This is a genomic window from Streptomyces sp. NPDC126503 (assembly GCF_040302405.1).
Classification (GTDB): Bacteria; Actinomycetota; Actinomycetes; order Streptomycetales; family Streptomycetaceae; genus Streptomyces; species Streptomyces gulbargensis.
Map to the genome: position 1 here is coordinate 83,011 of NZ_JBEORS010000002.1, position 23,555 is coordinate 106,565.

General features: G+C 71.2%; 21 protein-coding genes and 2 tRNA genes. 18 read left to right on the forward strand and 5 right to left on the reverse strand.

What is annotated here, in order from left to right; translation table 11 throughout:
* The first annotated feature begins 32 nt into the window (after positions 1-32).
* From recF to ABTY40_RS03200, 8 genes are all read left to right on the forward strand, one after another.
* Positions 33-1,154: a DNA replication/repair protein RecF gene (gene recF / locus ABTY40_RS03165; protein ID WP_352057912.1), complete on the forward strand. Its 1,122-nt coding sequence runs from the start codon at positions 33-35 to the stop codon at positions 1,152-1,154.
* Positions 1,151-1,705 carry a DciA family protein gene (locus ABTY40_RS03170; protein WP_345280356.1) on the forward strand — a complete coding sequence of 185 codons (555 nt, stop codon included), beginning with the start codon at positions 1,151-1,153 and terminating at the stop codon, positions 1,703-1,705. The genes recF and ABTY40_RS03170 overlap by 4 nt, the downstream gene beginning before the upstream one ends.
* 540 nt (positions 1,706-2,245) lie before the next feature.
* Positions 2,246-4,276, forward strand: a complete 2,031-nt coding sequence (gyrB, locus tag ABTY40_RS03175) for a DNA topoisomerase (ATP-hydrolyzing) subunit B (RefSeq protein WP_352057913.1) — start codon at positions 2,246-2,248, stop codon at positions 4,274-4,276.
* A gap of 41 nt (positions 4,277-4,317) precedes the next feature.
* Positions 4,318-6,930 carry a DNA gyrase subunit A gene (gene gyrA / locus ABTY40_RS03180; protein WP_345280352.1) on the forward strand — a complete coding sequence of 871 codons (2,613 nt, stop codon included), beginning with the start codon at positions 4,318-4,320 and terminating at the stop codon, positions 6,928-6,930.
* A gap of 3 nt (positions 6,931-6,933) precedes the next feature.
* On the forward strand, positions 6,934-7,584 hold the full coding sequence (locus ABTY40_RS03185) for a DUF3566 domain-containing protein (protein WP_386333475.1): 651 nt from the start codon (positions 6,934-6,936) through the stop codon (positions 7,582-7,584).
* A 98-nt stretch (positions 7,585-7,682) separates the two neighbouring features.
* Positions 7,683-7,756, forward strand: a tRNA-Ile gene (locus ABTY40_RS03190).
* 160 nt (positions 7,757-7,916) lie between these two features.
* Complete coding sequence (locus ABTY40_RS03195) at positions 7,917-8,051, forward strand: DLW-39 family protein (RefSeq protein WP_003958712.1); 135 nt, start codon at positions 7,917-7,919, stop codon at positions 8,049-8,051.
* 213 nt (positions 8,052-8,264) lie between these two features.
* On the forward strand, positions 8,265-9,575 hold the full coding sequence (locus ABTY40_RS03200) for a hypothetical protein (RefSeq protein ID WP_352057914.1): 1,311 nt from the start codon (positions 8,265-8,267) through the stop codon (positions 9,573-9,575).
* Positions 9,576-9,676: 101 nt separating this feature from the next.
* On the opposite strand, the gene ABTY40_RS03205 is transcribed toward ABTY40_RS03200, so the two are convergent.
* Positions 9,677-11,011, reverse strand: a complete 1,335-nt coding sequence (locus ABTY40_RS03205; protein WP_352057915.1) for a serine/threonine-protein kinase — start codon at positions 11,009-11,011, stop codon at positions 9,677-9,679.
* A gap of 60 nt (positions 11,012-11,071) precedes the next feature.
* A complete protein-coding gene (locus tag ABTY40_RS03210) occupies positions 11,072-11,620 on the reverse strand; it encodes a helix-turn-helix domain-containing protein (RefSeq protein ID WP_345280345.1) in 549 nt (182 codons plus the stop codon).
* A 129-nt stretch (positions 11,621-11,749) separates the two neighbouring features.
* Here ABTY40_RS03210 and ABTY40_RS03215 point away from each other — a divergent pair.
* From ABTY40_RS03215 to ABTY40_RS03225, 3 genes are all read left to right on the forward strand, one after another.
* Positions 11,750-11,822 (forward strand) — tRNA-Ala (locus ABTY40_RS03215).
* Between the two features lie 535 nt (positions 11,823-12,357).
* Entirely contained in the window at positions 12,358-13,608 is a 1,251-nt protein-coding gene (locus ABTY40_RS03220) for an MFS transporter (protein ID WP_352057916.1), read from the forward strand.
* Between the two features lie 145 nt (positions 13,609-13,753).
* Positions 13,754-14,122: a DUF6344 domain-containing protein gene (locus ABTY40_RS03225; RefSeq protein ID WP_352057917.1), complete on the forward strand. Its 369-nt coding sequence runs from the start codon at positions 13,754-13,756 to the stop codon at positions 14,120-14,122.
* Between the two features lie 375 nt (positions 14,123-14,497).
* On the opposite strand, the gene ABTY40_RS03230 is transcribed toward ABTY40_RS03225, so the two are convergent.
* Positions 14,498-15,217 (reverse strand): DUF5324 family protein, encoded by a 720-nt coding sequence (locus ABTY40_RS03230; protein ID WP_352057918.1) that lies wholly within the window; start codon positions 15,215-15,217, stop codon positions 14,498-14,500.
* A gap of 215 nt (positions 15,218-15,432) precedes the next feature.
* Here ABTY40_RS03230 and ABTY40_RS03235 point away from each other — a divergent pair, with 215 nt between their 5' ends.
* A complete protein-coding gene (locus ABTY40_RS03235) occupies positions 15,433-15,960 on the forward strand; it encodes a peptidylprolyl isomerase (protein WP_345280337.1) in 528 nt (175 codons plus the stop codon).
* 23 nt (positions 15,961-15,983) lie between these two features.
* Positions 15,984-16,850, forward strand: coding sequence for a rhomboid family intramembrane serine protease (locus ABTY40_RS03240; protein ID WP_352057919.1), 867 nt, complete (start codon positions 15,984-15,986; stop codon positions 16,848-16,850).
* A 283-nt stretch (positions 16,851-17,133) separates the two neighbouring features.
* Here ABTY40_RS03240 and crgA read toward each other — a convergent pair whose 3' ends face one another.
* Positions 17,134-17,388, reverse strand: a complete 255-nt coding sequence (crgA, locus tag ABTY40_RS03245; RefSeq protein WP_309053598.1) for a cell division protein CrgA — start codon at positions 17,386-17,388, stop codon at positions 17,134-17,136.
* A 141-nt stretch (positions 17,389-17,529) separates the two neighbouring features.
* Between crgA and ABTY40_RS03250 the strand changes: the two genes are divergently transcribed.
* From ABTY40_RS03250 to ABTY40_RS03270, 5 genes are all read left to right on the forward strand, one after another.
* Positions 17,530-18,297 (forward strand): DUF881 domain-containing protein, encoded by a 768-nt coding sequence (locus tag ABTY40_RS03250; RefSeq protein WP_345280333.1) that lies wholly within the window; start codon positions 17,530-17,532, stop codon positions 18,295-18,297.
* Between the two features lie 102 nt (positions 18,298-18,399).
* Entirely contained in the window at positions 18,400-18,561 is a 162-nt protein-coding gene (locus tag ABTY40_RS03255) for a hypothetical protein (RefSeq protein ID WP_309053596.1), read from the forward strand.
* Positions 18,558-19,196 carry an aminodeoxychorismate/anthranilate synthase component II gene (locus ABTY40_RS03260; protein WP_352057920.1) on the forward strand — a complete coding sequence of 213 codons (639 nt, stop codon included), beginning with the start codon at positions 18,558-18,560 and terminating at the stop codon, positions 19,194-19,196. Before ABTY40_RS03255 ends, ABTY40_RS03260 begins: the two co-directional genes overlap by 4 nt.
* Positions 19,193-20,488: a class E sortase gene (locus tag ABTY40_RS03265; protein WP_352057921.1), complete on the forward strand. Its 1,296-nt coding sequence runs from the start codon at positions 19,193-19,195 to the stop codon at positions 20,486-20,488. Before ABTY40_RS03260 ends, ABTY40_RS03265 begins: the two co-directional genes overlap by 4 nt.
* Before the next feature lie 37 nt (positions 20,489-20,525).
* Positions 20,526-21,200 carry a class E sortase gene (locus ABTY40_RS03270; RefSeq protein ID WP_352057922.1) on the forward strand — a complete coding sequence of 225 codons (675 nt, stop codon included), beginning with the start codon at positions 20,526-20,528 and terminating at the stop codon, positions 21,198-21,200.
* 91 nt (positions 21,201-21,291) lie between these two features.
* On the opposite strand, the gene pknB is transcribed toward ABTY40_RS03270, so the two are convergent.
* Positions 21,292-23,376: a Stk1 family PASTA domain-containing Ser/Thr kinase gene (gene pknB, locus ABTY40_RS03275; RefSeq protein WP_352057923.1), complete on the reverse strand. Its 2,085-nt coding sequence runs from the start codon at positions 23,374-23,376 to the stop codon at positions 21,292-21,294.
* Between the last annotated feature and the right edge of the window lie 179 nt (positions 23,377-23,555).

Below are 23,555 nucleotides of genomic sequence, written 5' to 3' on the forward strand. Positions count from 1 at the left end.
CACAGCCCGCCGGGGGAAGGTCGGCGCCCACCATGCACGTCACGCATCTCTCGCTGGCCGACTTCCGCTCGTACGCCCGGGTCGAGGTCCCGCTCGACCCGGGCGTCACCGCGTTCGTGGGTGCCAACGGTCAGGGCAAGACCAACCTGGTCGAGGCCGTCGGCTACCTCGCCACCCTCGGCAGTCACCGGGTCGCCTCCGACGCGCCGCTCGTCCGCATGGGCGCCGAGCGGGCGGTCATCCGCGCCGCCGTCACCCAGGGCGAGCGCTCCCAGCTGATCGAGCTGGAACTCAACCCGGGCCGTGCCAACCGTGCCCGCATCAACAGGTCCTCGCAGGTCAAACCGCGGGACGTGGTCGGGATCGTGCGGACCGTGCTCTTCGCGCCGGAGGACCTCGCCCTGGTGAAGGGCGACCCCGGCGAGCGCCGGCGCTTCCTCGACGAGCTGATCACGGCGCGCGCGCCGCGCATGGCGGGCGTGCGCTCCGACTACGAGCGGGTGCTCAAGCAGCGCAACACCCTGCTGAAGTCGGCGGCGATGGCCCGGCGCCACGGCGGCCGGGGCATGGACCTGTCCACCCTCGACGTCTGGGACCAGCACCTGGCGCGGGCCGGGGCCGAGCTGCTCGCCCAGCGCCTGGACCTCGTCCACACCCTGCAGCCGCTCGCGGACAAGGCGTACGAGCAGCTCGCGCCCGGGGGCGGGCCGGTCCTGCTGGAGTACCGTTCCTCCGCGCCGGGCCCCGGACAGAGCCGGGAGGAGCTGTACACCCAGCTGCTCGCCGTCCTCGCCGACGTCCGCAAGCAGGAGATCGAGCGGGGCGTCACCCTCGTCGGACCGCACCGGGACGAGCTGCTGCTCAAGCTCGGCGACCTGCCCGCGAAGGGGTACGCCAGTCACGGCGAGTCCTGGTCGTACGCGCTGGCGCTCCGCCTCGCCTCGTACGACCTGCTGCGCGCGGAGGGCAACGAGCCGGTCCTCGTCCTCGACGACGTCTTCGCCGAGCTGGACGCCCGCCGGCGCGAGCGCCTGGCGGAGCTGGTGGCCCACGGCGAGCAGGTCCTGGTGACCGCCGCGGTGGACGACGACGTACCGGAGGTCCTCGCCGGGGCCCGGTACGCGGTGACCGGAGGAACAGTGGAGCGGGTATGAGCGACGAAACTCTCCCACAGGCTGTGGACAAGTCGGCGGCGCCGGAGCCCTCGGGTGTGGATCTCGCCCGGGTCGCGCTGCGCGCCGCGAAGGAGCAGGCGCGCGCTCGGGGCGCGGCGGCGCAGCAGAAGAAGCAGGCGCGGCGCGGAGGCGGCCTGCGCTCCGGCGCGCGCGCCGACGGACGCGACCCCCTGGCGCTCGGCGCCGCGATCAACCGGCTGATCACCGAGCGCGGCTGGGAGACCCCGGCGGCGGTCGGCGGGGTCATGGGCCGCTGGCCCCAGATCGTCGGCGAGGACCTGGCCAAGCACTGCGTACCCCTGCGGTACGAGGAGGAGCCGGACGCGCGCGTGCTGACCGTGCAGTGCGACTCGACGGCCTGGGCGACGCAGCTGCGGCTGCTCGCGCCGACGCTGGTCGCCCGGCTGAACGAGGACCTGGGGCACGGGACGGTCCGGATGATCAAGGTGCTGGGGCCGGGCGGGCCGCGCCGGGGGTACGGGCCGCTGCGGGCGCCGGGGTCGGTGGGTCCGGGGGACACGTACGGGTAGGGAGCCGGAGTCTTCCCGTACGGCGCCCCCGCTCGTACATCGCCTTCCCGTACGGGGGGGCTCCCACGGCCCTGCTTGTACGGGGCTTCCACCGGCCGCCTGTGTGTGCGGGCCCCGTGACGCGGGCCGGTCCCGGGAAGCAGGACCCGGTCCCGTCCGGGCGCCGTCGCGCGGAACCGGGACCCCGTGCCACGGGTCCTACAGAGGGGCGCCGTCGCCCGGGATGCCGTGCCCACCCGTTCCGCTCCGGCGCCACGTACGCCCACGACGCCGGACCGCGATCGGCACCCTCTCGCACCCCCGGCGAACGGTTGCCCACAACCGGTCACGGCTCGAAGCGCTAGGTGGCCGTCAGGGGGCCCTGGAGCCCCTATCCGGATATGGGGAGTCGTCTCGGGTCCGCGCAGGGCGGCACATGAGCATTCAGGTACCGGCAAACCCCCATGACTGTCGGCGCTACCGGTAGACTGGGAGACAATCCCGCCACCCCGCGGAACATGTCGAACGACGCAGCCGCTCCCGTATGCCCGGAGACGGCCTGTGCTGTGCCAGAAAGGGCGCTTCGTGGCCGATTCCGGCAACCCCAACGAGAACAACCAGTACACCGCCAGCAACATCCAGGTACTCGAGGGTCTGGATGCGGTGCGCAAGCGCCCTGGCATGTACATCGGCTCGACCGGTGAGCGCGGTCTGCACCACATGGTGCAGGAGGTCGTCGACAACTCGGTCGACGAAGCCCTGGCCGGGCACGCGGACACCATCGACGTCACGATCCTCGCCGACGGCGGCGTCCGCGTCGTCGACAACGGCCGCGGCATCCCCGTCGGCATCGTCGAGTCCGAGGGCAAGCCGGCCCTCGAGGTCGTGCTGACCGTGCTGCACGCGGGCGGCAAGTTCGGGGGCGGCGGCTACGCGGTCTCCGGCGGTCTGCACGGCGTGGGCGTCTCCGTCGTGAACGCCCTGTCCACCAAGGTCGCCGTCGAGGTGAGGACCGACGGCCACCGCTGGACGCAGGACTACAAGATGGGCGCCCCGACCGCGCCCCTCGCCCAGCACGAGGCGACCGAGGAGACCGGCACGTCGGTCACCTTCTGGGCCGACCCGGACATCTTCGAGACGACCGAGTACTCCTTCGAGACGCTCTCGCGCCGTTTCCAGGAGATGGCCTTCCTCAACAAGGGCCTGACGATCACGCTCACCGACGAGCGGGAGTCCGCGAAGGCCACCGTCGGCGCCGACGACCCGGACTCCGAGGCCGCCGCCGAGCCCGCCGCCCGCACCGTGAAGTACCACTACGAGGGCGGCATCGTCGACTTCGTGAAGTACCTCAATTCGCGCAAGGGCGACCTGATCCACCCGACCGTCATCGACATCGAGGCCGAGGACAAGGAGCGTCTGCTCTCGGTCGAGATCGCGATGCAGTGGAACTCGTCGTACAGCGAGGGTGTGTACTCGTTCGCGAACACGATCCACACCCATGAGGGCGGTACGCACGAGGAGGGCTTCCGCGCCGCGCTGACGACCCTCGTCAACAAGTACGCGCGCGAGAAGAAGCTGCTCCGCGAGAAGGACGACAACCTCACGGGTGACGACATCCGCGAGGGTCTGACCGCGATCATCTCGGTCAAGATCGGCGAGCCGCAGTTCGAGGGCCAGACGAAGACCAAGCTCGGCAACACGGAGGCGAAGACCTTCGTGCAGAAGGTCGTCTTCGAGCACCTCACCGACTGGTTCGACCGGAACCCGAACGAGGCCGCGGACATCATCCGCAAGGGCATCCAGGCCGCCACCGCGCGCGTGGCCGCGCGCAAGGCCCGCGACCTGACCCGACGCAAGGGTCTCCTGGAGTCGGCGTCGCTGCCGGGCAAGCTGTCCGACTGCCAGTCGAACGACCCCACCAAGTGCGAGATCTTCATCGTCGAGGGTGACTCCGCCGGCGGCTCCGCGAAGTCCGGCCGTAACCCGATGTACCAGGCCATCCTGCCGATCCGCGGCAAGATCCTGAACGTCGAGAAGGCCCGGATCGACAAGATCCTGCAGAACACCGAGGTCCAGGCGCTGATCTCGGCCTTCGGCACCGGAGTCCACGAGGACTTCGACATCGAGAAGCTCCGCTATCACAAGATCATCCTGATGGCGGACGCCGACGTCGACGGCCAGCACATCAACACCCTCCTGCTGACCTTCCTCTTCCGCTTCATGCGCCCCCTGGTCGAGGCCGGCCACGTCTACCTCTCCCGCCCGCCGCTCTACAAGATCAAGTGGGGCCGCGACGACTTCGAGTACGCCTACTCGGACCGGGAGCGGGACGCGCTCGTCGAGCTCGGCAAGCAGAACGGCAAGCGGATCCGCGAGGACTCGATCCAGCGCTTCAAGGGTCTCGGCGAGATGAACGCCGAGGAGCTGCGGATCACCACCATGGACCAGGACCACCGCGTGCTCGGCCAGGTCACCCTCGACGACGCCGCCCAGGCCGACGACCTGTTTTCGGTGCTGATGGGCGAGGACGTGGAGGCCCGGCGCTCGTTCATCCAGCGCAACGCCAAGGACGTTCGCTTCCTCGACATCTGAGTCGGTCTCAGCTGACCGTACGAAAGGACTGAAGACCAGCAATGGCCGACGAGAACACCCCTGTGATGCCTGAAGAGGAACCGACGGTTCCGGGCGTGGGCATGCGCGTGGAGCCCGTGGGGCTCGAGACCGAGATGCAGCGCTCGTACCTCGACTACGCGATGTCCGTCATCGTGTCCCGCGCGCTGCCCGACGTACGGGACGGCCTCAAGCCCGTCCACCGGCGCGTGCTCTACGCGATGTACGACGGCGGCTACCGGCCCGAGAAGGGCTTCTACAAGTGCGCCCGCGTCGTCGGTGACGTCATGGGTACGTACCACCCGCACGGCGACACCTCGATCTACGACGCGCTCGTCCGCCTCGCCCAGCACTGGTCGATGCGGATGCCGCTCGTCGACTCCAACGGCAACTTCGGTTCGCCGGGCAACGACCCGGCCGCGGCCATGCGCTACACCGAGTGCAAGATGGCGCCGCTGTCGATGGAGATGGTCCGGGACATCGACGAGGAGACCGTCGACTTCCAGGACAACTACGACGGCCGCAACCAGGAGCCGACCGTCCTGCCGGCCAGGTTCCCGAACCTGCTGGTCAACGGCTCCGCCGGTATCGCCGTCGGCATGGCCACCAACATCCCGCCGCACAACCTGCGCGAGGTCGCGGACGGCGCCCAGTGGTACCTGGCCCACCCCGAGGCCTCCCACGAGGAGCTCCTCGACGCGCTCATCGAGCGGATCAAGGGCCCCGACTTCCCCACCGGCGCGCTCGTCGTCGGCCGCAAGGGCATCGAAGAGGCGTACCGGACCGGCCGCGGCTCCATCACCATGCGCGCCGTGGTCGAGGTCGAGGAGATCCAGAACCGCCAGTGCCTGGTGGTCACGGAGCTGCCCTACCAGGTCAACCCGGACAACCTCGCGCAGAAGATCGCCGACCTGGTGAAGGACGGCAAGATCGGCGGCATCGCCGACGTCCGCGACGAGACCTCGTCCCGGACCGGCCAGCGCCTGGTCATCGTGCTCAAGCGCGACGCCGTGGCCAAGGTCGTCCTCAACAACCTGTACAAGCACACCGACCTCCAGACCAACTTCGGCGCCAACATGCTGGCGCTGGTCGACGGCGTGCCGCGCACCCTCTCCCTCGACGCGTTCATCCGCCACTGGGTGACGCACCAGATCGAGGTCATCGTGCGCCGGACCCGCTTCCGGCTGCGCAAGGCCGAGGAGCGCGCCCACATCCTGCGCGGCCTGCTGAAGGCCCTGGACGCCATCGACGAGGTCATCGCCCTCATCCGGCGCAGCGACACGGTCGACGTGGCCCGTGAGGGCCTCATGGGCCTGCTGCAGATCGACGAGATCCAGGCCAACGCCATCCTGGAGATGCAGCTCCGCCGGCTCGCCGCCCTGGAGCGCCAGAAGATCGTCGCCGAGCACGACGAGCTCCAGGCGAAGATCGACGAGTACAACGCGATCCTGGCCTCGCCGGAGAAGCAGCGCGGCATCGTCAGCGAGGAGCTGGCGGCGCTGGTCGACAAGTTCGGTGACGACCGCCGCTCCAAGCTGGTGCCGTTCGACGGTGACATGTCCATCGAGGACCTGATCGCCGAGGAGGACATCGTCGTCACGATCACGCGTGGCGGCTACGTCAAGCGGACGAAGACCGAGGACTACCGCTCGCAGAAGCGCGGCGGCAAGGGCGTGCGCGGCACGAAGCTGAAGCAGGACGACATCGTCGACCACTTCTTCGTCACCACGACCCACAACTGGCTGCTGTTCTTCACCAACAAGGGCCGGGTCTACCGGGCCAAGGCGTACGAGCTGCCGGACGCCGGCCGCGACGCGCGCGGCCAGCACGTCGCGAACCTGCTGGCCTTCCAGCCGGACGAGCAGATCGCCCAGATCCTGGCGATCCGCGACTACGAGGCCGCGCCGTACCTGGTGCTCGCGACCAAGGCCGGCCTGGTGAAGAAGAGCGCGCTGAAGGACTACGACTCGCCGCGTTCCGGCGGTGTCATCGCGATCAACCTGCGCGAGCGCGAGGACGGCAGCGACGACGAGCTGATCGGCGCCGAACTGGTGTCGGCCGAGGACGATCTGCTGCTGATCTCGAAGAAGGCGCAGTCGATCCGGTTCACCGCGACGGACGACGCCCTGCGTCCGATGGGACGAGCCACGTCCGGCGTCAAGGGGATGAGTTTCCGCGAGGACGACGAGCTGCTCTCGATGAATGTCGTCCGGCCCGGTACGTTCGTCTTCACCGCGACCGACGGCGGCTACGCCAAGCGCACCGCCGTCGACGAGTACCGCGTCCAGGGACGTGGCGGTCTCGGCATCAAGGCTGCCAAGATCGTCGAGGACCGCGGCTCGCTCGTGGGCGCGCTGGTGGTGGAGGAGACGGACGAGATCCTCGCCATCACGCTGTCCGGCGGTGTGATTCGTACGCGAGTCAACGAAGTCAGGGAGACCGGCCGTGACACCATGGGCGTCCAGCTGATCAACCTGGGCAAGCGCGATGCCGTCGTCGGCATCGCACGGAACGCCGAGGCCGGCAGCGAGGACGAGTACGTCGAGAACACTGTCGACGCCGAGACCGCCGCTGAGGTGGCCGAGGCCGGGTCGGGCGAGGGCGCGGAGCCCTCGGCCGGGGAGCACGAGGAGTAGAGCGTGAGTGGAGCCACGGGCGCCGGATCGGCGGCCGCCGGAGCTTCTGCTGGTGCCGGAGCGAACGGTGCCCGTGGCTCCGCCACGGACTCCCAGGGGGTTGCGGTGACGGACACCCGGGGGCAGCAGCCCCCGTACGAGACCTACAGCGGGCCGCTGCCCGGCGAGCGCCCGCAGTCGGGCCAGTCGGGCGGGCCCTACCACCCGCCGCAGGCGTACGGCGCCCCGGCGTCGGGTACGGCGGCGGTCCGGGTGCCGCGCACGGGCGCGCGCACCACGCCGCGGACGCGCAAGGCGCGGCTGCGGGTGGCCAAGGCCGACCCGTGGTCGGTGATGAAGGTGAGCTTCCTGCTCTCCATCGCGCTCGGCATCTGCACGGTCGTGGCCGCGGCGGTGCTGTGGATGGTCATGGACGCCATGGGCGTCTTCTCGACCGTCGGCGGGACGATCAGCGAGGCCACGGGCTCCAACGAGTCCAACGGCTTCGACCTGCAGTCCTTCCTGTCGCTGCCGAGGGTGCTGATGTTCACCTCGGTGATCGCGGTGATCGACGTGGTCCTGATGACCGCCCTGGCGACGCTGGGAGCGTTCATCTACAACCTGTCCGCCGGATTCGTCGGCGGTGTGGAACTGACGCTGGCCGAGGACGAGTGACGCCCGCGGGGGCCGTCCGGGAACGGATTTTGGGACTGGCCCCCACGTGCGCTAATCTTCAGGAGTCAGCGCGCGGGACATACACCGCAGAGCGCGGCGGGGCTATAGCTCAGTTGGTTAGAGCGCATCCCTGATAAGGATGAGGCCACAGGTTCAAATCCTGTTAGCCCCACAGTTCAGATCGACCCGGACGGTTCCTCCGTCCGGGTCGATCTGTTTGAGCGGGGTTTGAAGCGCGGGCGCGAAGGCCCCGCAGGTCACCGATCGGTATCGGTCGATGTGTAGAGTGGGCGTCAGAAGTCTCCTACGTCAACGAAAGACGAGGTCGCGCGGTGAAGAAGCTTCTCCTGGTCGCACTGGCCGCCATCGGCGGGCTCCTCGTGTACCGCCAGATCCAGGCGGATCGCGCCGAGCAGGATCTGTGGACGGAGGCGACCGACTCCGTGCCCGCAGGTTCCGGTGTCTGAGGGACACAGACGCACACACTCTGTGGGTGAGGCCCCGGCCGCGCGTGAGCGCCGCCGGGGTTTCGCTGTTCCCGGACCGTGACGGGACGCGGGCGGACAGCCCCGCCACGGCCGGGGCAGGATGGACCGGCGCCACGGCCGCCCCTGGTCTCCGCCTTCCGGGCGGGGCGCCGCGGGCGGTGAGACATGACGGAGACGGACGAGGAGAAGCGCGTGAGGACGCAGACGGGGGCGCGGGCCGGGGCCCGGAGCAGGACCGGTGGTCTGGCCGCGGCGCTCGCGGCGACGGCCCTGGTGACGTGCCTGCCCGCCGCGGCGACGGCCGCCGAGGGGAACGGCGCGGCCGCCGTCCCGCCGTACGCCTTCGACGGCACGGCCGAGCGGATCCAGGGCGCGGCCTCCAGCCTGGACGCGAAGGTCCTGCAGCCGGGGCGGACGTACCGCGACACCCTCCGGAAGGACGGCAAGGTCTACTACCGTCTCGACCTCGGCACCGAGCGGAACTCGTACGTCTCGGTGGTCGCCGTGCCGAAGCCCGGCGGCACGGTGGAGTACGGCGACGGGGTCAAGATCACCATCCAGGACGGCTCCGGCAGCGAATGCGGCTACCAGGAGGCGGACTTCGGGTCCGGTGAGTACGCCCGGCCGCTCGCCGCGTACGCCCGGCGCGTGCTGGGGAAGGACGTCACCAGCTGCCAGTCCGCAGGCGCCCACTACGTGCTCGTCGAGCGCGAGTCGGCCGCGGGCTCCGCGCAGGACGACTGGGAGCTGGAGCTGCGGCACGTGACGGAGCCGCTCCTGAAGAAGACCGGGCCGACCGCGCTGCCGGAGGTCTGGCCCTCGGCGACGCCCGCGCCGCCGGGCGGCGGCCAGCAGAGGCGGCAGGGCGGCGCAGGCTTCCACGAGGCCGTCTCGCTGCGCGAGGGCGAGTGGCGGGCCGACATCAGGCCCGGTCAGACGCTGTTCTACCGGGTGCCCGTCGACTGGGGGCAGCAGCTGTTCGCCACCGCCGAGCTGGGCAGCAGCACCAAGGCCGACGACTCGGTGAGCAACGCGCTGACGCTCGCGCTGGACAACCCGGCCCTCGGGTTCGTCCAGATGGAGACGATCAGCTACGACGGCGAGCCGAGCACGCTGGAGCTCGACCCGTTGCGGCCGGTGGCCCACGAGAACCGCGGTTCGTACGAGAACGCCACCAGCGGCATGCGGTTCGCCGGCTGGTACTACCTGACGGCCACCCTCAGCCCCGAGGTGGCCGCCGCTTATGGCGACGGGCCGGTTCCGCTCACCCTGCGCGTCAACGTGACCGGAAACGCCCGCCCCGCGCCCGCCTACGACGCCGATCCGGGGATCTTCGCGGTGACCGCCGACGACCGCGAGGCGGCGGCCAGCGGCGCGAGCGGGGCGACGGCGGCGTCGAACGGCACCATGAAGGCCGTCGCCGCGGCCGGCCTCGGCACCGGGACGGTGCTGCTGCTCGGGCTCGGGGCGTGGACCCTCGTGGCCCGCCGCAGGGCGGCCTAGGCTCCGGGAGCCGGAGCCCGCGCGGACGGCCGGGGGCGCCCGGCAGCGGCCGGTGGGGAGCCAGGGGCTTCCCGGTCACCGGAGGCGCCCGGGCTTCACCCTCAGACCTGGGTCAGGGCCCAGAATCCGACCGCGAGCGACACCAGCGCGAGCAGGAGCACCGGGACGGCCACCTTCGGGGGCGGTCCCGGTCGCCGTACGGGGCCGGCGGGCGCGGTCGGCGCGGTGGGCGGGCCCTGGAGTACGGCGGCCGTGGGGGCCCGGTCGAAGGAGGGCGCCGGGTGGGGGACCGGCGGAGGCAGATGGAAGCTGCCCGTCTCGGACGGCCCCGACAGCTGTGCGGGGGCCGGTGCCGGAGCCGACGGGTACGGATACGGCCGGTACGGCGGCTGAGGGGCGGGCGCCGGTCCCACCGAGGGGGCGGCGGCAGCCGGAGGGGGAGTGGGAGGCGGGGGCGGTACGGCTCCGGCGGCGGACGGCGCGGCCGTGGGGGCGCCGGTGGCGGCGGGGGCCGGGGCACCGGCCGGGTTGGCGCGCGGGTCACCGGACGGGCCCCTGGTGGGACCTCCGGGACCGAAGCCGGCCGGCAGCGGGCCGAGCTGGTCGAAGATCTCGACCGGCTCCTCGCCGGGGCTCGGCGCGGGCAGCAGCTCGACGGCGGCGCTCAGGGCCTTCCGCGCACCCGTGGCCGTCCGGAAGCGGGCCTGGGGATCCGGCTGGAGCAGCCCGGCGAGCACCTGCCAGAGCGGCTCGGGGACGCCCTCGGGGGCGCTCGGGGTGCCGTGGGCGAGATAGTGCTCGACGAGCGCCTGGGAGTCCGGTCTGCGGCCCTGCAGCAGATAGAGCGCGACCAGGCCGACGGCGAAGAGGTCGGCGGGGAAGTCGGGTTCGGCGCCGAGGAGTTGTTCGGGCGCGAAGTAACCGGGGGTGCCCACCACGTAGTTGGTCTCGGTGAGCCGCGGTTCGCCCTTGCGCATGGAGATGCCGAAGTCGGACAGCCGCAGGTGCGGGCGCCCGGTGCCGGTCGCCTCCATGAGGATGTTGGCCGGTTTGATGTCCCGGTGGACGACGCCCTCCGCGTGGACCGCGGCCAGGCCGGACAGCAGCTGGTCGAGCAGGGCGCAGACGAACCGGGGCGGCAGCGGGCCGTAGTCCCCGATGACGTGGGCGAGCGAGCCGCCGGCGACCAGGTCCATGGTGAACAGGACCTTGTCGTCGTCGGCGGCCCAGCTGGCGGGGGCGAGCACGTGCGGATGGTCGATCCGCAGCGCCTGCTCCCGGACGAAGCGGAGCAGCGTGTGCGCGTCGCTCTGCAGGAGCACCTTGGCCGCCACGTAGCGCCGCCGCCGGTGGTCCCAGGCGCGCCACACCGCACCGGCCCCGCCCCGGCCGATCGGATCGATCAGCTCGTACCGACCAGCGAAGACCTCACCCATCGTGCTGCGCCCGCTCCCCGTTCCGTCTTCCCGTCGGGCCGGCGGACCGCCGGCCCCGCGTCAGTTCTGGTGCGACTCGTAGTGGGCGACCGCGTCGGCGGTGCGCCCGGCTCCGTAGACCCGGAGGAACTCTGCCAGTTCCGGGTGGGCCGGGGCGAGGGAGTCGGCGGCGTCCAGGATGTCGCCCGCGGCGGCGACCGACCGCAGCAGCGACTGGATCTCGCGGACCACCCGGCGCACGGTGGGGGCGCCGGAGGCGGTGGTGGTCTGCCCGGTGCCGGTGAGGACGGAGCCGCCCTGCGACTTCTTGATCTCCTCCATGCGGTCGGTGGCCTCGGCGGCGCTGACACTGCCGTCGGCGACCTGGACCGCGAGCTCCTGGAGGGCCTGGACGCGCTGGACCACGGCCGGGTTCCCGATCTTCGCGCGCTGGCCGCTCATCAGCTGGGAGAGCATGGGCGCGGAGAGCCCGAGCACGGCCGCGAGCCGGGCCTGATTGAGCCCGAGGTCGTCGATCAGGCGGCGGAAGAGCGCCCCCAGCGGCTCTCCGTACCAACTGCGCTGAAGCTCCCTGGCTCTGGCCGTGGCTTCCTGCTGCGCTGCGTCCATTCCTTCTCCCCATCCCTGCGGTTCGCCACTGCGAACCTTGAACAGCATCTTACGGAGCGTGGTCGTCCACCGGGAGTCCCAATCCTTTTGCCGGGCATGGGGGGTGACCCGGTACGCTGTTCTCGTTCCGGGGCCTTAGCTCAGTTGGTAGAGCGCTGTCTTTGCATGGCAGATGTCAGGGGTTCGACTCCCCTAGGCTCCACCCCGTACACCCCTTCTTACCTGCGGAAACGCGCGGTACGAGGGGGTGTTCTGCATGTGGGGCGGGTCCGTCCGGGAGGGTTGTGGCCCCGGTGGGCGAGTGGCCCGGGACCCGGTCGCCGGGGCAGCTCGCCGGCGAGCGTCCGCCTCGCGTTCGTGCGCTCACGGATTCCGGGAGAACGTGTTCCCCGCCGTGCAGGCGTCCTCCGTCCGGCTCCGGGCCGCCCGCGGGACCCGACCCCTCCCGTCCGCCCCGGCCTTCGCGACGGCCGGTATCGCCGGGTGAAGTGTTTGCATCCGCACTGAAAGCGTGAGAGGTCCAGATCGTCACGTTATGGGGACGAGCTGTGGAGATCCTGTGGTCGTGTTCATGATCGCAACGATTCCCCCGGGGCGGTAAGGCGGTTCTCCGCCATCTCCCGGCCGGACCGAGGGGGCGAGGGTGCGGGAACCTTCCATGACCTCTGGATTGGCCCAGAGCAGTGAGGGATCAATGGACCAGGAACGGTGGGCCAACCGGTCCTAGCGTCGTGTCCATGACGCACCCCTTCACGCGGACCGCGCGGGCACCCCGCGCCCTGCTCACGGCCCAGCTCGCCAACTCCGTCGGGGACGGCGCCTTCTACGTCTCCTCGGCGCTCTACTTCACCCGGGTCGTCGGCCTCTCCGCGCCCCAGATCGGCGCCGGTCTCGCCGTCGCCTGGGCGGTCGGCTCGGTCGCCGGAGTGCCGCTCGGGCACCTCGCCGACCGGCGCGGCCCGCGCGGCACCGCCGTCCTGCTCGCCCTGACCACCGCGGCGGCCGTCGCCGCCTTCCTCCTTCTCGGCTCCTTCGTCCCCTTCCTCCTGGCGGCCACCCTCTACGCCACCGCGCAGAGCGGCCTCGCCGCCGCCCGCCAGGCCCTCCTCGCCGGCCTCGTGGAGCCGGCCGCCCGGACGGCCGTCCTGGCCCGGCTCCAGGCCGCGCTGAACGCGGGTCTCGCCGTCGGCGCCGCGCTCGGCGGACTCGCCCTGCACGCCGGGACGGCCACCGCCTACCGCGCTGTGTTCGCGCTCGACGCCGCCGGGTTCCTGCTCTGCGCCCTCGTCCTGAGCCGGCTCCCCGAGGTGCCGCCGGCGCCGGTTCCGGCCGACGGAGCGCCCCGGCTCGCGGTCCTCCGAGACCGGCCGTACGCCCTGCTCACCCTGCTCAACGCCCTGATGCTGCTGCGGCTGCCGCTGCTCAGCCTCGCCCTCCCGCTGTGGATCACCGAACGGACCGCGGCCCCGGGCTGGACGGTCTCGGCCCTGTTCGTGCTCAACACCGGCGCCGTGACGTTCCTCCAGGTCCGGGCCGCCCGCTCGGTCACCGGCCTGGCCACCGCCACGCGCGCGGTGCGCGGCGCGGGAGCCGTGATGCTCGCCTCCTGCGCGGTCTTCGCCCTGTCGGCCCTTCCGGGACTCGGCGCGGGCACGGCCCTCGCCGTCCTCGTCCTGGGCGCGCTCCTGCAGGTCCTCGCCGAGATGCGGCACTCGGCGGGTTCCTGGCAGCTCGGCTTCTCCCTCGCGCCCGCCGCGCGCATCGGCCAGTACCAGGGCTTCTACGGCACCGGTGTCCCCGTCGCCCGCACCCTCGGGCCACTCCTCGTCACCACCCTGCTCATCGGGTGGGGCACGCCCGGCTGGCTGCTCCTGGGCGCGGTCTTCCTGGTCGCGGGGGTGGCGACCGGGCCCGCCGCGCGCTGGGCGGAGCGCACCCGCGTGGAGGAGGGGACGCGCGCACACGCGAGGCTGTCCGGCGCGCACTGAGCCGGACGGGTGGTGTTCATCGGAAGAACTGCGCGGGCACGGCGTCGCTCCCCGGAATCCCGGAGTGCGTACACATCATGAGAAAGGTATGTAAAGCGCGCAACTCGTACTGCACCATCCGGGAACGTCACGAAAGTGAGGGGTCATGGCCACCGCCAAGGTCAAGCAGTTCTGGACCGCCTTCATCTCCGTCCTCTTCGCCCTGCTCGCGTCCGTCGGCCTGGCGAACACCGCCACCGCCGCGCGGCAGCCCGCCGTCCGGCAGCCCGAGGAGCCGGCCGGCGCCGCCGCGGCCGTCGAGCCGACGCGTGAGCAGGCCCGGGCCTCCGTACCGGCACAGCGGACACACCGGTGGGCGCCGGTCGCCGTGCGGTCCCTGCCGCCCACGATCAAGCAGCGCATCCGGGCCGAGGCCCACGGCGCCTCGCCCTCCGTCCGCCGCGTGCCGAAGGCCGGTCCCGTCGCGAACGACCCCGCCGCGTTGACGCGGTCGGCGCTCGCCACCGCGGCGTAAGGCGCGGGCAGACGGCTCACCCGTCCCCGCCCGCACCACCGGCGCGGCGTCCGGCCCGGCCTCGCTCGGCGCGGCACGGCCCACGGACCCGCCGGACCCCGCAGGCGCAGGACGACCGGCGGAACCGACACGATCCGCAGGACCCACAGAGCCCCGCGGAACCCGCAGAACCCCACAGGACCCGCAAGGCCGGCAGCCCCCGAAGAGGCGCCAGGACCCGCGGGACCGAGGACCCGCACGACTCGCACGACCCGCAGGACCTGGACGACCGAACCCGTCAGCACCCCGTACGGATCCCGTACGACCGCACCCGTACGGCCCCACGCGTACGACAGACACGGAACTCGATGTACCCGGCAGGACCCCGTCCCGCGGTCAGCGGCGCTCGTCGCCCTCCGTGGTCTCGGACCCGGCCTCGGACTCCACCTCCGCCTCGGCTTCGGCCTCCTTGGCCGCCACCTCGGGCGAGAGGGTAGGGCCGCTGCCGTCGACCGACGCCAGGACGGAGCCCTCGTCCACCTCGGTGGGAGCGGGCGGCTCGACCAGCCAGTCGGGATTGGCCTGCTTGTCCCACCACTGCCAGGCGGCGTACGCGCCACCGGCCAGCACACCGAAGACCGCGAGGCCCTTGGCGAACCGTCCGGCCCTCGCGCGACGACGGTGCTTCTTCACGAGCTTCTGGATGTCCTTCGGCGTCACCTGACCGCGCAGCGCGGCCCAGGCGGCCGTCGAACGCGACCCGGCCTCCTCGAGGACGGGACCGGTCGCGGCGACCGCTTGCTCGACGCGCGGAACGGTGTAGTCGGCCGCCTGACGGGCGGCTTCACGGGTCCGGGCCGCAGCGCGATGCGCGGCCGCGTCGACCCGCGGCGGCACGTGCGGTGCGACACGCGCGACGTACTGCGCTCGTGCCTGAACCCGTGCCTGCCGAGCGGCCGTCGACACCTTCGGCGCCAGCCGCGTCCGCGCCTCCTGCGCGTACTGTGCGGCCTGCTCCTTGGCCGTGCCTGCGTACGGCGCCACCACTTCCGCGGCGTGCAGAACGCTCTCCTTCGCCGAATCTGTCGCGGCGCGCACGCTGTCCATGCGGGTCACAGGACTCCTCCTCCTCGGTGGCGACCATGTCGGGTTTTCGCCTTTCCATCCTTTTCGGAATCATGCCCCCCTGAGTCAGGTCCGGCATGTGGGGCGGGCATCCGGGGCATGCGAGGATCGGACACGCCAGAGACGGATGTGAGTGACCCGACGTGACGCCGGCTGCCTGACCCCAGCCGCTGTGACGCGGCGTGAACAGGGACGGAAGGCGGACCGTGGCCGAGCAGCTCTACGCGATCCTGAAGACCAGCGCGGGCGACATCGAGATGCGGCTCCTGCCGTTCCACGCACCCAAGACGGTCAGGAACTTCGTCGAACTCGCCTCGGGCGAGCGGGAGTGGACCCACCCGGTCACCGGCGAGGTCTCCACCGATCCGCTGTACGACGGCACGGTCTTCCACCGCGTGATCAAGGGCTTCATGATCCAGGGCGGCGACCCGCTCGGGAACGGCACGGGCGGTCCCGGCTACGAGTTCGGCGACGAGTTCCACCCCGAGCTCTTCTTCGACCGGCCCTACCTGCTGGCCATGGCGAACGCCGGCCCGGGGACCAACGGCTCGCAGTTCTTCATCACGGTCGGCCCCGCCACCTGGCTCAACCGCAAGCACACCATCTTCGGCGAGGTCGTCGGCCAGGAGAGCCGCGCCGTCGTGGACGCGATCGCCGCCGTGGAGACCGACCCGCGCACCGAGCGTCCGCTGGAGGACGTCGTCATCCGTTCCGTGGTGATCGAGAAGCGCTGACGCGGAAGGGACGGACCCCGCCCATGGACCCGCAGTCCGGCCTTCCGCACTGCTACCGCCACCCCGGCGCCGAGACCGGCATCCGCTGTGCCCGCTGCGAGAAGCCGATCTGCCCGGAGTGCATGATCTCCGCCTCCGTCGGATTCCAGTGCCCCGACTGCGTGCGCAACGGTTCGGGGACCGGGCACGCGGCGGACGCCAACCAGCCCCGGACCCTCGCGGGCGGGCGGGTGGCCGCCGACGACCGGTTCGTCACCAAGATCCTCGTGGGGATCAACCTGGTGGTCTACCTCGCCGTCCTGGTGGCCGGCGAGCGGCTCGTCGACCAGCTCGTGCTCATCGGATACGCCTTCAATCCCTTCCTCGGGGAGGTCGTGGGGGTCGCGGACGGCGAGTGGTACCGGCTCCTGACCGCGACCGTCCTGCACGAGGAGGTCTGGCACATCCTCTTCAACGTGCTCGGCCTGTGGGTGATCGGCGGGATCGTGGAACCGGAGCTCGGCCGGGCCCGGTACGCGGCCCTGTGCCTGCTCGCGGGACTGTCGGGCTCCACGCTCGCGTACCTGGTCGCCGCGCCGAACCAGCCGTCCCTCGGCGCCTCCGGTGTCGTCTACGGACTGATCGGCGCCTGGGTGGTGCTGGCCCGTCGGCGTCGCCACGACATGCGGCCGGTGATCCTCTTCGTGGCCCTGTCGCTGCTCATGACGTTCACCCGTCCGGGGATCTCCTGGGAGGCGCACGTCGGCGGACTGGTGGCGGGAGCCGTGGTCACGTACGCGCTGGTGCACGCCCCCCGGGCCCGGCGGCAGCTGGTGCAGTACGGCGCCTGCGGGCTGCTGCTGGCGGTCGACGTGGTCGCCGTCCTCACCCGTTCGGCCCTGCTCACCTGAGCGCGGAGACCTGGGGACGAGCTGCTGAAGCGAGCTTTCCCCAGAGTTATCCACAGTGTGGGGCCGGTCTTCCCCACCGCAGCGGAAACTGCGACACCCCCGCCTCTGACCTGGTCTTTTGCCAGGAAGGCGGGGGTGCGCCGCAGTCGCTCCCGATCGGGAGCGATCAGAACGTGGTCATACCGGCGTCAATCTCGTGCAAGTTATCCACAGATCTTCGTAAGTTATCCAGTGCTGTGCACAACGCTGTGGATAAGTTGGGGGGACGGCCGCCCGCCGCGGACTACTTCCACTGGGTGGAGACGCCGAAGCCCGCCGCGATGAAGCCGAAGCCGACCACGATGTTCCAGTTCCGGATCGACTCGACCGGCAGCGAACCGTCGGTGACGTAGAAGACGACGATCCACACCAGCCCGATGGCGAACAGCGCCAGCATCACGGGTGCCACCCAGCTGCTGTTCGTCAGCTTGATGTTGGCGGCCTGCTTCGCGGGCGGCGGCGTGAAGTCGGCCTTCTTGCGGATACGTGACTTCGGCACGAGGGACTCTCCTGTCGATGCGCTGCGTGACCGCGCAGGGAACTGTGGCTGGCGCCGGGATCGGGCCGCGGGAGGACCACTGCGTCCCCCGGGCGTCCGTTAGCGTAGTGGTTCCGCGGCACCGAAGGGGATCAGGGTACGTTGAGCAATTCCGCCGGCACTCCCGCAGGGCCGGGCCCCACCGCGCGGTGGCGCCCCGTCCGACTGCTCACCCTTGCCGTCTTCGCCCTCGCCGGACTGATCTTCGTCACCAGCTTCAACACCGCCCGCGGCACCAACCTGCGCACGGACACCTCTCTCCTGCGGCTCTCCGACCTCATCCAGGAGCGCAGCCACAAGAACGCCGGTCTCGACGAGTCCACCGCGGCCCTGCGCTCCCAGGTCGACGCGCTCGCCGCCCGCGACGACGGATCCACCCGTGCGGAGGACGAGCGTCTGCGCGCACTGGAGACGACGGCGGGAACCACGGAGGTCTCGGGCAGCGGTCTGACCGTCACCCTCAACGACGCGCCGCCCGACGCCCAGGCCGCCCCCGGCTACCCGGAACCGCAGGCCAACGACCTGGTGATCCACCAGCAGGACCTCCAGGCCGTCGTCAACGCCCTGTGGCAGGGCGGCGCCGAGGGCATCCGCGTGATGGACCAGCGGCTGATCTCCACCAGCGCCGTGCGCTGCGTCGGCAACACCCTGATCCTCCAGGGCCGCGTCTACTCGCCCCCGTACAAGATCACGGCGGTCGGTGACCGCTCGCGGCTCTCCAGGGCCCTGGCCGACTCCCCGGCCATCCAGAACTACCGGCTGTACGTGAAGGCGTACGGGCTCGGCTGGAAGGTCGACGAGCACCGCAGGATCACCCTTCCCGGTTACTCGGGGACGGTCGAGCTCCACCACGCGAAGCCGGTGAGCTGAGGCGCGGCCCCGGTTGTCCACAGGCTTCGGACAGCTGACCCCCCACGGCCCCGGCGACCCGTACTCTGGTCCCCGTAACGAACGGAAGGGGCGGTCGACGTCATGTACGGCTGGATCTGGCGGCATCTGCCGGGCAACGCGTGGGTGCGCGCGCTGATCTCGATCGTGCTCGTCCTCGGAGTCGTCTACGTCCTCTTCCAGTACGTGTTCCCCTGGGCGGAGCCTCTGCTTCCGTTCAACGATGTGACGGTGGACGGCCAGTGAGCGCGCGAATTCTCGTCGTCGACAACTACGACAGCTTCGTCTTCAACCTCGTTCAGTACCTCTACCAGCTCGGCGCCGAGTGCGAAGTCCTGCGCAACGACGAGGTGGAGCTCTCCCACGCGCAGGACGGCTTCGACGGCGTCCTGCTCTCCCCCGGGCCCGGCGCGCCCGAGCAGGCCGGCGTCTGCATCGACATGGTGCGGCACTGCGCCGCCACCGGCGTGCCCGTCTTCGGCGTCTGCCTGGGCATGCAGTCGATGGCGGTGGCGTACGGCGGTGTCGTGGACCGCGCCCCTGAGCTGCTGCACGGCAAGACCTCCCTCGTCACGCACGAGGGCAGGGGCGTCTTCGCCGGCCTCCCCTCGCCGTTCACCGCGACTCGCTACCACTCGCTCGCCGCGGAGCCGGCCACCCTGCCCGACGAGCTGGAGGTCACCGCGCGGACCGCGGACGGCATCATCATGGGTCTGCGCCACCGCGAACTCCCGGTGGAAGGCGTGCAGTTCCACCCCGAGTCGGTGCTCACCGAGCACGGTCACCTGATGCTCGCCAACTGGCTGGAGCAGTGCGGCGACAAGGGGGCGGTCGGCCGGTCGGCGGGGCTCGCGCCGGTGGTGGGCAAGGCCGTCGCGTGACGTCGGGGTCGCCGTGGTTCCGGGCCGCCGACCTGCCCGAACCGGAGCCCGAGCCGATACCTGAAGACCCGTACGCGTACGGCCCGCAGGGGCAGGGTCAGGGCGCCGTTCCTCCGTCGTACGGCACCGAGGGAGGGCCGGTGTACGGCGGCCCTTCGGGGCCTGCCGGACCCGGGCCCGAGGCGTACGGCTCCGGGGCTGCTTCGCCCGGCACGTACGGCACGCCGCAGGCCCCCGCGCAGGGCCCTTCGTACGGCACACCGGCGTACGACACCCGGTACGAACCGCCCTACCCCCCCGCGTACGAAACGGCCGCCTCCGCCACACCGCCCGCGCCGTCCCCGGCCGCCCCGCCCCAGGAAGGCCCTGGAACGGCCCCGTACGAGCCCGCGCGGCCCCCCCGGCCCCGGCAGGACGAGACGATGCCCATGCCGGTCGTGGAGCCGCTTCCCGGGCCGGGCAGGGCGGAGCGCCGCCGTGCCGCCGCCAAGGGCGGCAGGGGCGCGCGCGGCAAGGGCCGCGGCGGTGCTCCGGCAGCCCCGGCCGCCGCGTCGCCGGGACCGGGTGACGGCCGCCCGCTCTCCCGGGTCGAAGCCCGCCGTGCCGCCCGCGCGGCCAAGGAGAGCGTCGGTGTCATCGCCAGCCGGGTCGTCGGCGAACTCTTCATCACCCTCGGCGTGGTCATGCTGCTGTTCGTCACCTACCAGCTGTGGTGGACGAACGTCCTCGCCGGCCAGGAGACGAACCAGGCCAAGGAGCGGATCGAGGACACCTGGGCGAAGGGCGAGCGCACTCCCGGCGCCTTCGAGCCCGGTGAGGGCTTCGCCATCATGTACATCCCCAAGCTGGACGTCGTCGTCCCCGTCGCCGAGGGCATCAGCAAGCCCAAGGTGCTCGACAAGGGCATGGTCGGCCACTACGCGGAGGGCAGCCTCAAGACCGCCATGCCCTCCGACAAGCAGGGCAACTTCGCGGTCGCCGGACACCGCAACACCCACGGCGAGCCGTTCCGGTACATCAACCAGCTGAAGCCGGGCGACCCGATCGTCGTCGAGACCCAGGACGCGTACTACACGTACGAGATGGCGAGCATCCTGCCGCAGACCGCGCCCTCCAACGTCGCGGTGATCGACCCGATCCCCAAGGGCTCGGGGTTCACGAAGCCCGGCCGCTACATCACCCTGACGACGTGCACCCCGGAGTTCACCAGCACCTACCGCATGATCGTGTGGGGCAAGATGGTCGAGGAACGCCCGCGCAGCAAGGGAAAGCCTGACGCGCTCGTAGGCTGAGACCCCACACCTCCGGACGGGACGACGGGACGACCTAGTGGCACGTGCGCGCAACCGGATCGCCGGCATCATCAGCGTCTTCGGCGAACTCCTCATCACAGCGGGCCTGGTGCTCGGACTCTTCGTCGTCTATTCGCTGTGGTGGACGAACGTCCTCGCCGACCGGGCCGCCGACCAGGACGGCGCGCAGGTCCGCGACCGGTGGGCGGGCGGCCCCGGCGCGCTCGACACCAAGGACGGCATCGGCTTCCTGCACGTACCCGCGATGGGCGGCGACGAGATCCTGGTGAAGCAGGGCACGACCGGCGCCGTCCTCAACAACGGCGTCGCCGGCTACTACACCGAGCCGATCAAGTCCGCCCTCCCGCAGGACAAGAAGGGCAACTTCACCCTGGCCGCGCACCGGGACGGGCACGGGGCGAAATTCCACAACATCCACAAGCTCAAGACCGGGGACGCGATCGTCTTCGAGTCGAAGGACACCTGGTACGTCTACAAGGTCTACAACTCGCTGCCGCAGACCACGAAGTACAACGTGGACGTCCTCCAGCCCGTCCCGAAGGAGTCCGGCAGGACCAAGCCGGGCCGCTACATCACGCTGACGACCTGCACCCCGATGTACACCTCGGACTACCGCTACATCGTGTGGGGTGAGCTGGTCCGTACGGAGAAGGTCGACCGCGACCGCACCCTGCCGGCCGAGCTGCGCTGACCGCACGCGCGGGCGCGAAGGGGAGAGCCCCGGCATCCGTGGTGGATGCCGGGGCTCTCCCCTCGTCACGTCGTCCGGTGCCGTCCGGCGGTCAGTCGAAGAGGCCTCCGCCGAAGCCGCCGCTGTCGTTGCCACCGTTTCCGTTGCCGTTCCCGGGGTCCCCGTTGCCGGGGTCACCGGTGCCCGGGTCGCCGGTGCCGGGGTCGCCGTTGTTGTCACCGCCGCCACCGCCGCCCATCGTGTAGACGACGACCGTCGTGCCGGGGTTGACCATCGAGCCCGCCGGCGGGTTCGAGCCGACGACGATGGCGTCCTCCTTGTCGGAGCCCTGCTGCTGGACGACGAGGCCCATGCCCTGCAGCTGGTCCCGCACGTCCTTGAACTGCTTGGTCGCGATGTCGGCCGGGATCTGGACCTGCGTGATCTGCGGGCCCTTGGAGACGCGCAGCTTGACCTCGGAGCCCTGGGCCGCCGACTCGTTGCCGCCCGGGGTCTGCTCCAGGATCTCGTCCTTGGGCTTGTCGGAGTCCACGTACTCGGTGATGACCACGAAGCCCAGCGTCTTCAGCTGCTGCTCGGACGGCGCGAGCTGGTTGCCGACCACGGAGGGAACGGTCGCCTGCTTCTGCGTGGCGACGGTGATCGTCACCTCGGAGTTCTGCTCGGCCTTGGTGCCGCCGTCAGGGTTCTGGCGCAGGACGGTGCCGGGGTCCTCGTCGGACTCCTCCTCCACGACCTTGACCTTGAAGCCCTTGCTCTTCAGGAGCTCCTCGGCGCTCTCGCGCGACTTCTCCTTGACATCCGGGACCTCGGCCAGCGGCGCGCCCTCGGAGACGTACACCTGGATGGTGCCGTTGGCGTCCATCGTCCGGACGCCGTCGTGAGCCGGGTCCTGTCGGCAGATGGCACCGGTGGGCTGGTCGCAGCGCTCCTTGCCCGCTTCGTGGACCTTGAGCTGGGTGTTGGCGGCGAGCCCCTCGGCCGCCGTGTACTTCTGGCCCACGAGCTGCGGGACGAGGACCTGCTGGGGGCCGTCCTTCTTCTCGAACAGGGAGGCGCCGATGAAGATGGCACCGACCAGCACGAGGATGCCCGCGAGGACCAGAAGGATCGTCGAGGTGTTCGACTTCTTCTGTCCGCCGCGGCGGCGGTCCGGGCGGTCGTCGTAGCCGCCGTAGCCGTCGTCCGCGCCGATCGGCGGCATCATCGACGTCTGCGCGCCCGGATCCGCCTGGCGCAGGGCGGTGGTCGGCTGGTCCTCCGGCGAATAACCGCCGTATCCCCCGCCGTACGCGGGCGCCCCCGACATGCCCATGGCGGCGGCCGCGGCGACCGGCTGGCCGTCGAGGCAGGCCTCGATGTCCGCACGCATCTCGTCGGCGGACTGGTAGCGGTAGTCGGGGTCCTTGACCAGGGCCTTCAGGACGATGGCGTCCATCGAGGGCGTGATCTCGGGGTCGAAGTTGCTCGGCGGCTGCGGCTCCTCGCGCACGTGCTGGTACGCGACGGCGACCGGCGAGTCGCCGATGAACGGCGGCCGGACGGTGAGCAGCTCGTAGAGCAGGCAGCCGGTGGAGTACAGGTCGGAGCGGGCGTCGACCTGCTCGCCCTTGGCCTGCTCGGGGGAGAGGTACTGGGCGGTGCCGATCACCGCGGCGGTCTGCGTCATGGTCATGCCCGCGTCGCCCATGGCGCGCGCGATGCCGAAGTCCATGACCTTGACCTGGCCGGTGCGCGTCAGCATGACGTTCGCCGGCTTGATGTCGCGGTGCACGATGCCGGCGCGGTGCGAGTACTCCAGCGCCTGCAGGATGCCGACCGTCATCTCCAGGGTGCGCTCGGGCAGCAGCTTGCGCCCGGAGTGCAACAGCTCGCGGAGGGTCGACCCGTCGACGTACTCCATGACGATGTACGGGATGGAGACCCCGTCGACGTAGTCCTCGCCGGTGTCGTAGACCGCGACGATCGCCGGATGGTTCAGCGAGGCGGCGGACTGGGCCTCTCGGCGGAACCGGGCCTGGAAGGACGGGTCACGGGCCAGGTCGGCCCGCAGCGTCTTCACGGCGACGGTGCGGCCGAGCCGGGTGTCCTGGCCGAGGTACACCTCGGCCATGCCACCGCGGCCGAGCACCGAGCCCAGCTCGTACCGGCCGCCGAGGCGACGCGGCTCTTCCATAGCTAATCCAGCCCTCTCCGTCTGTCCCGACCGCACCCATGGGTGGTCCGGCGGTGTGTGCTGTTCGCGCATACGCTACCGGCCCCGGAAAGGCGTTCCGTCCGGGACCGGAACCTGATACAGGACCGGTACCTGATCCACACCCCTGTCGAGGCGGTCTCCGTACCGGTCCCGTTCAG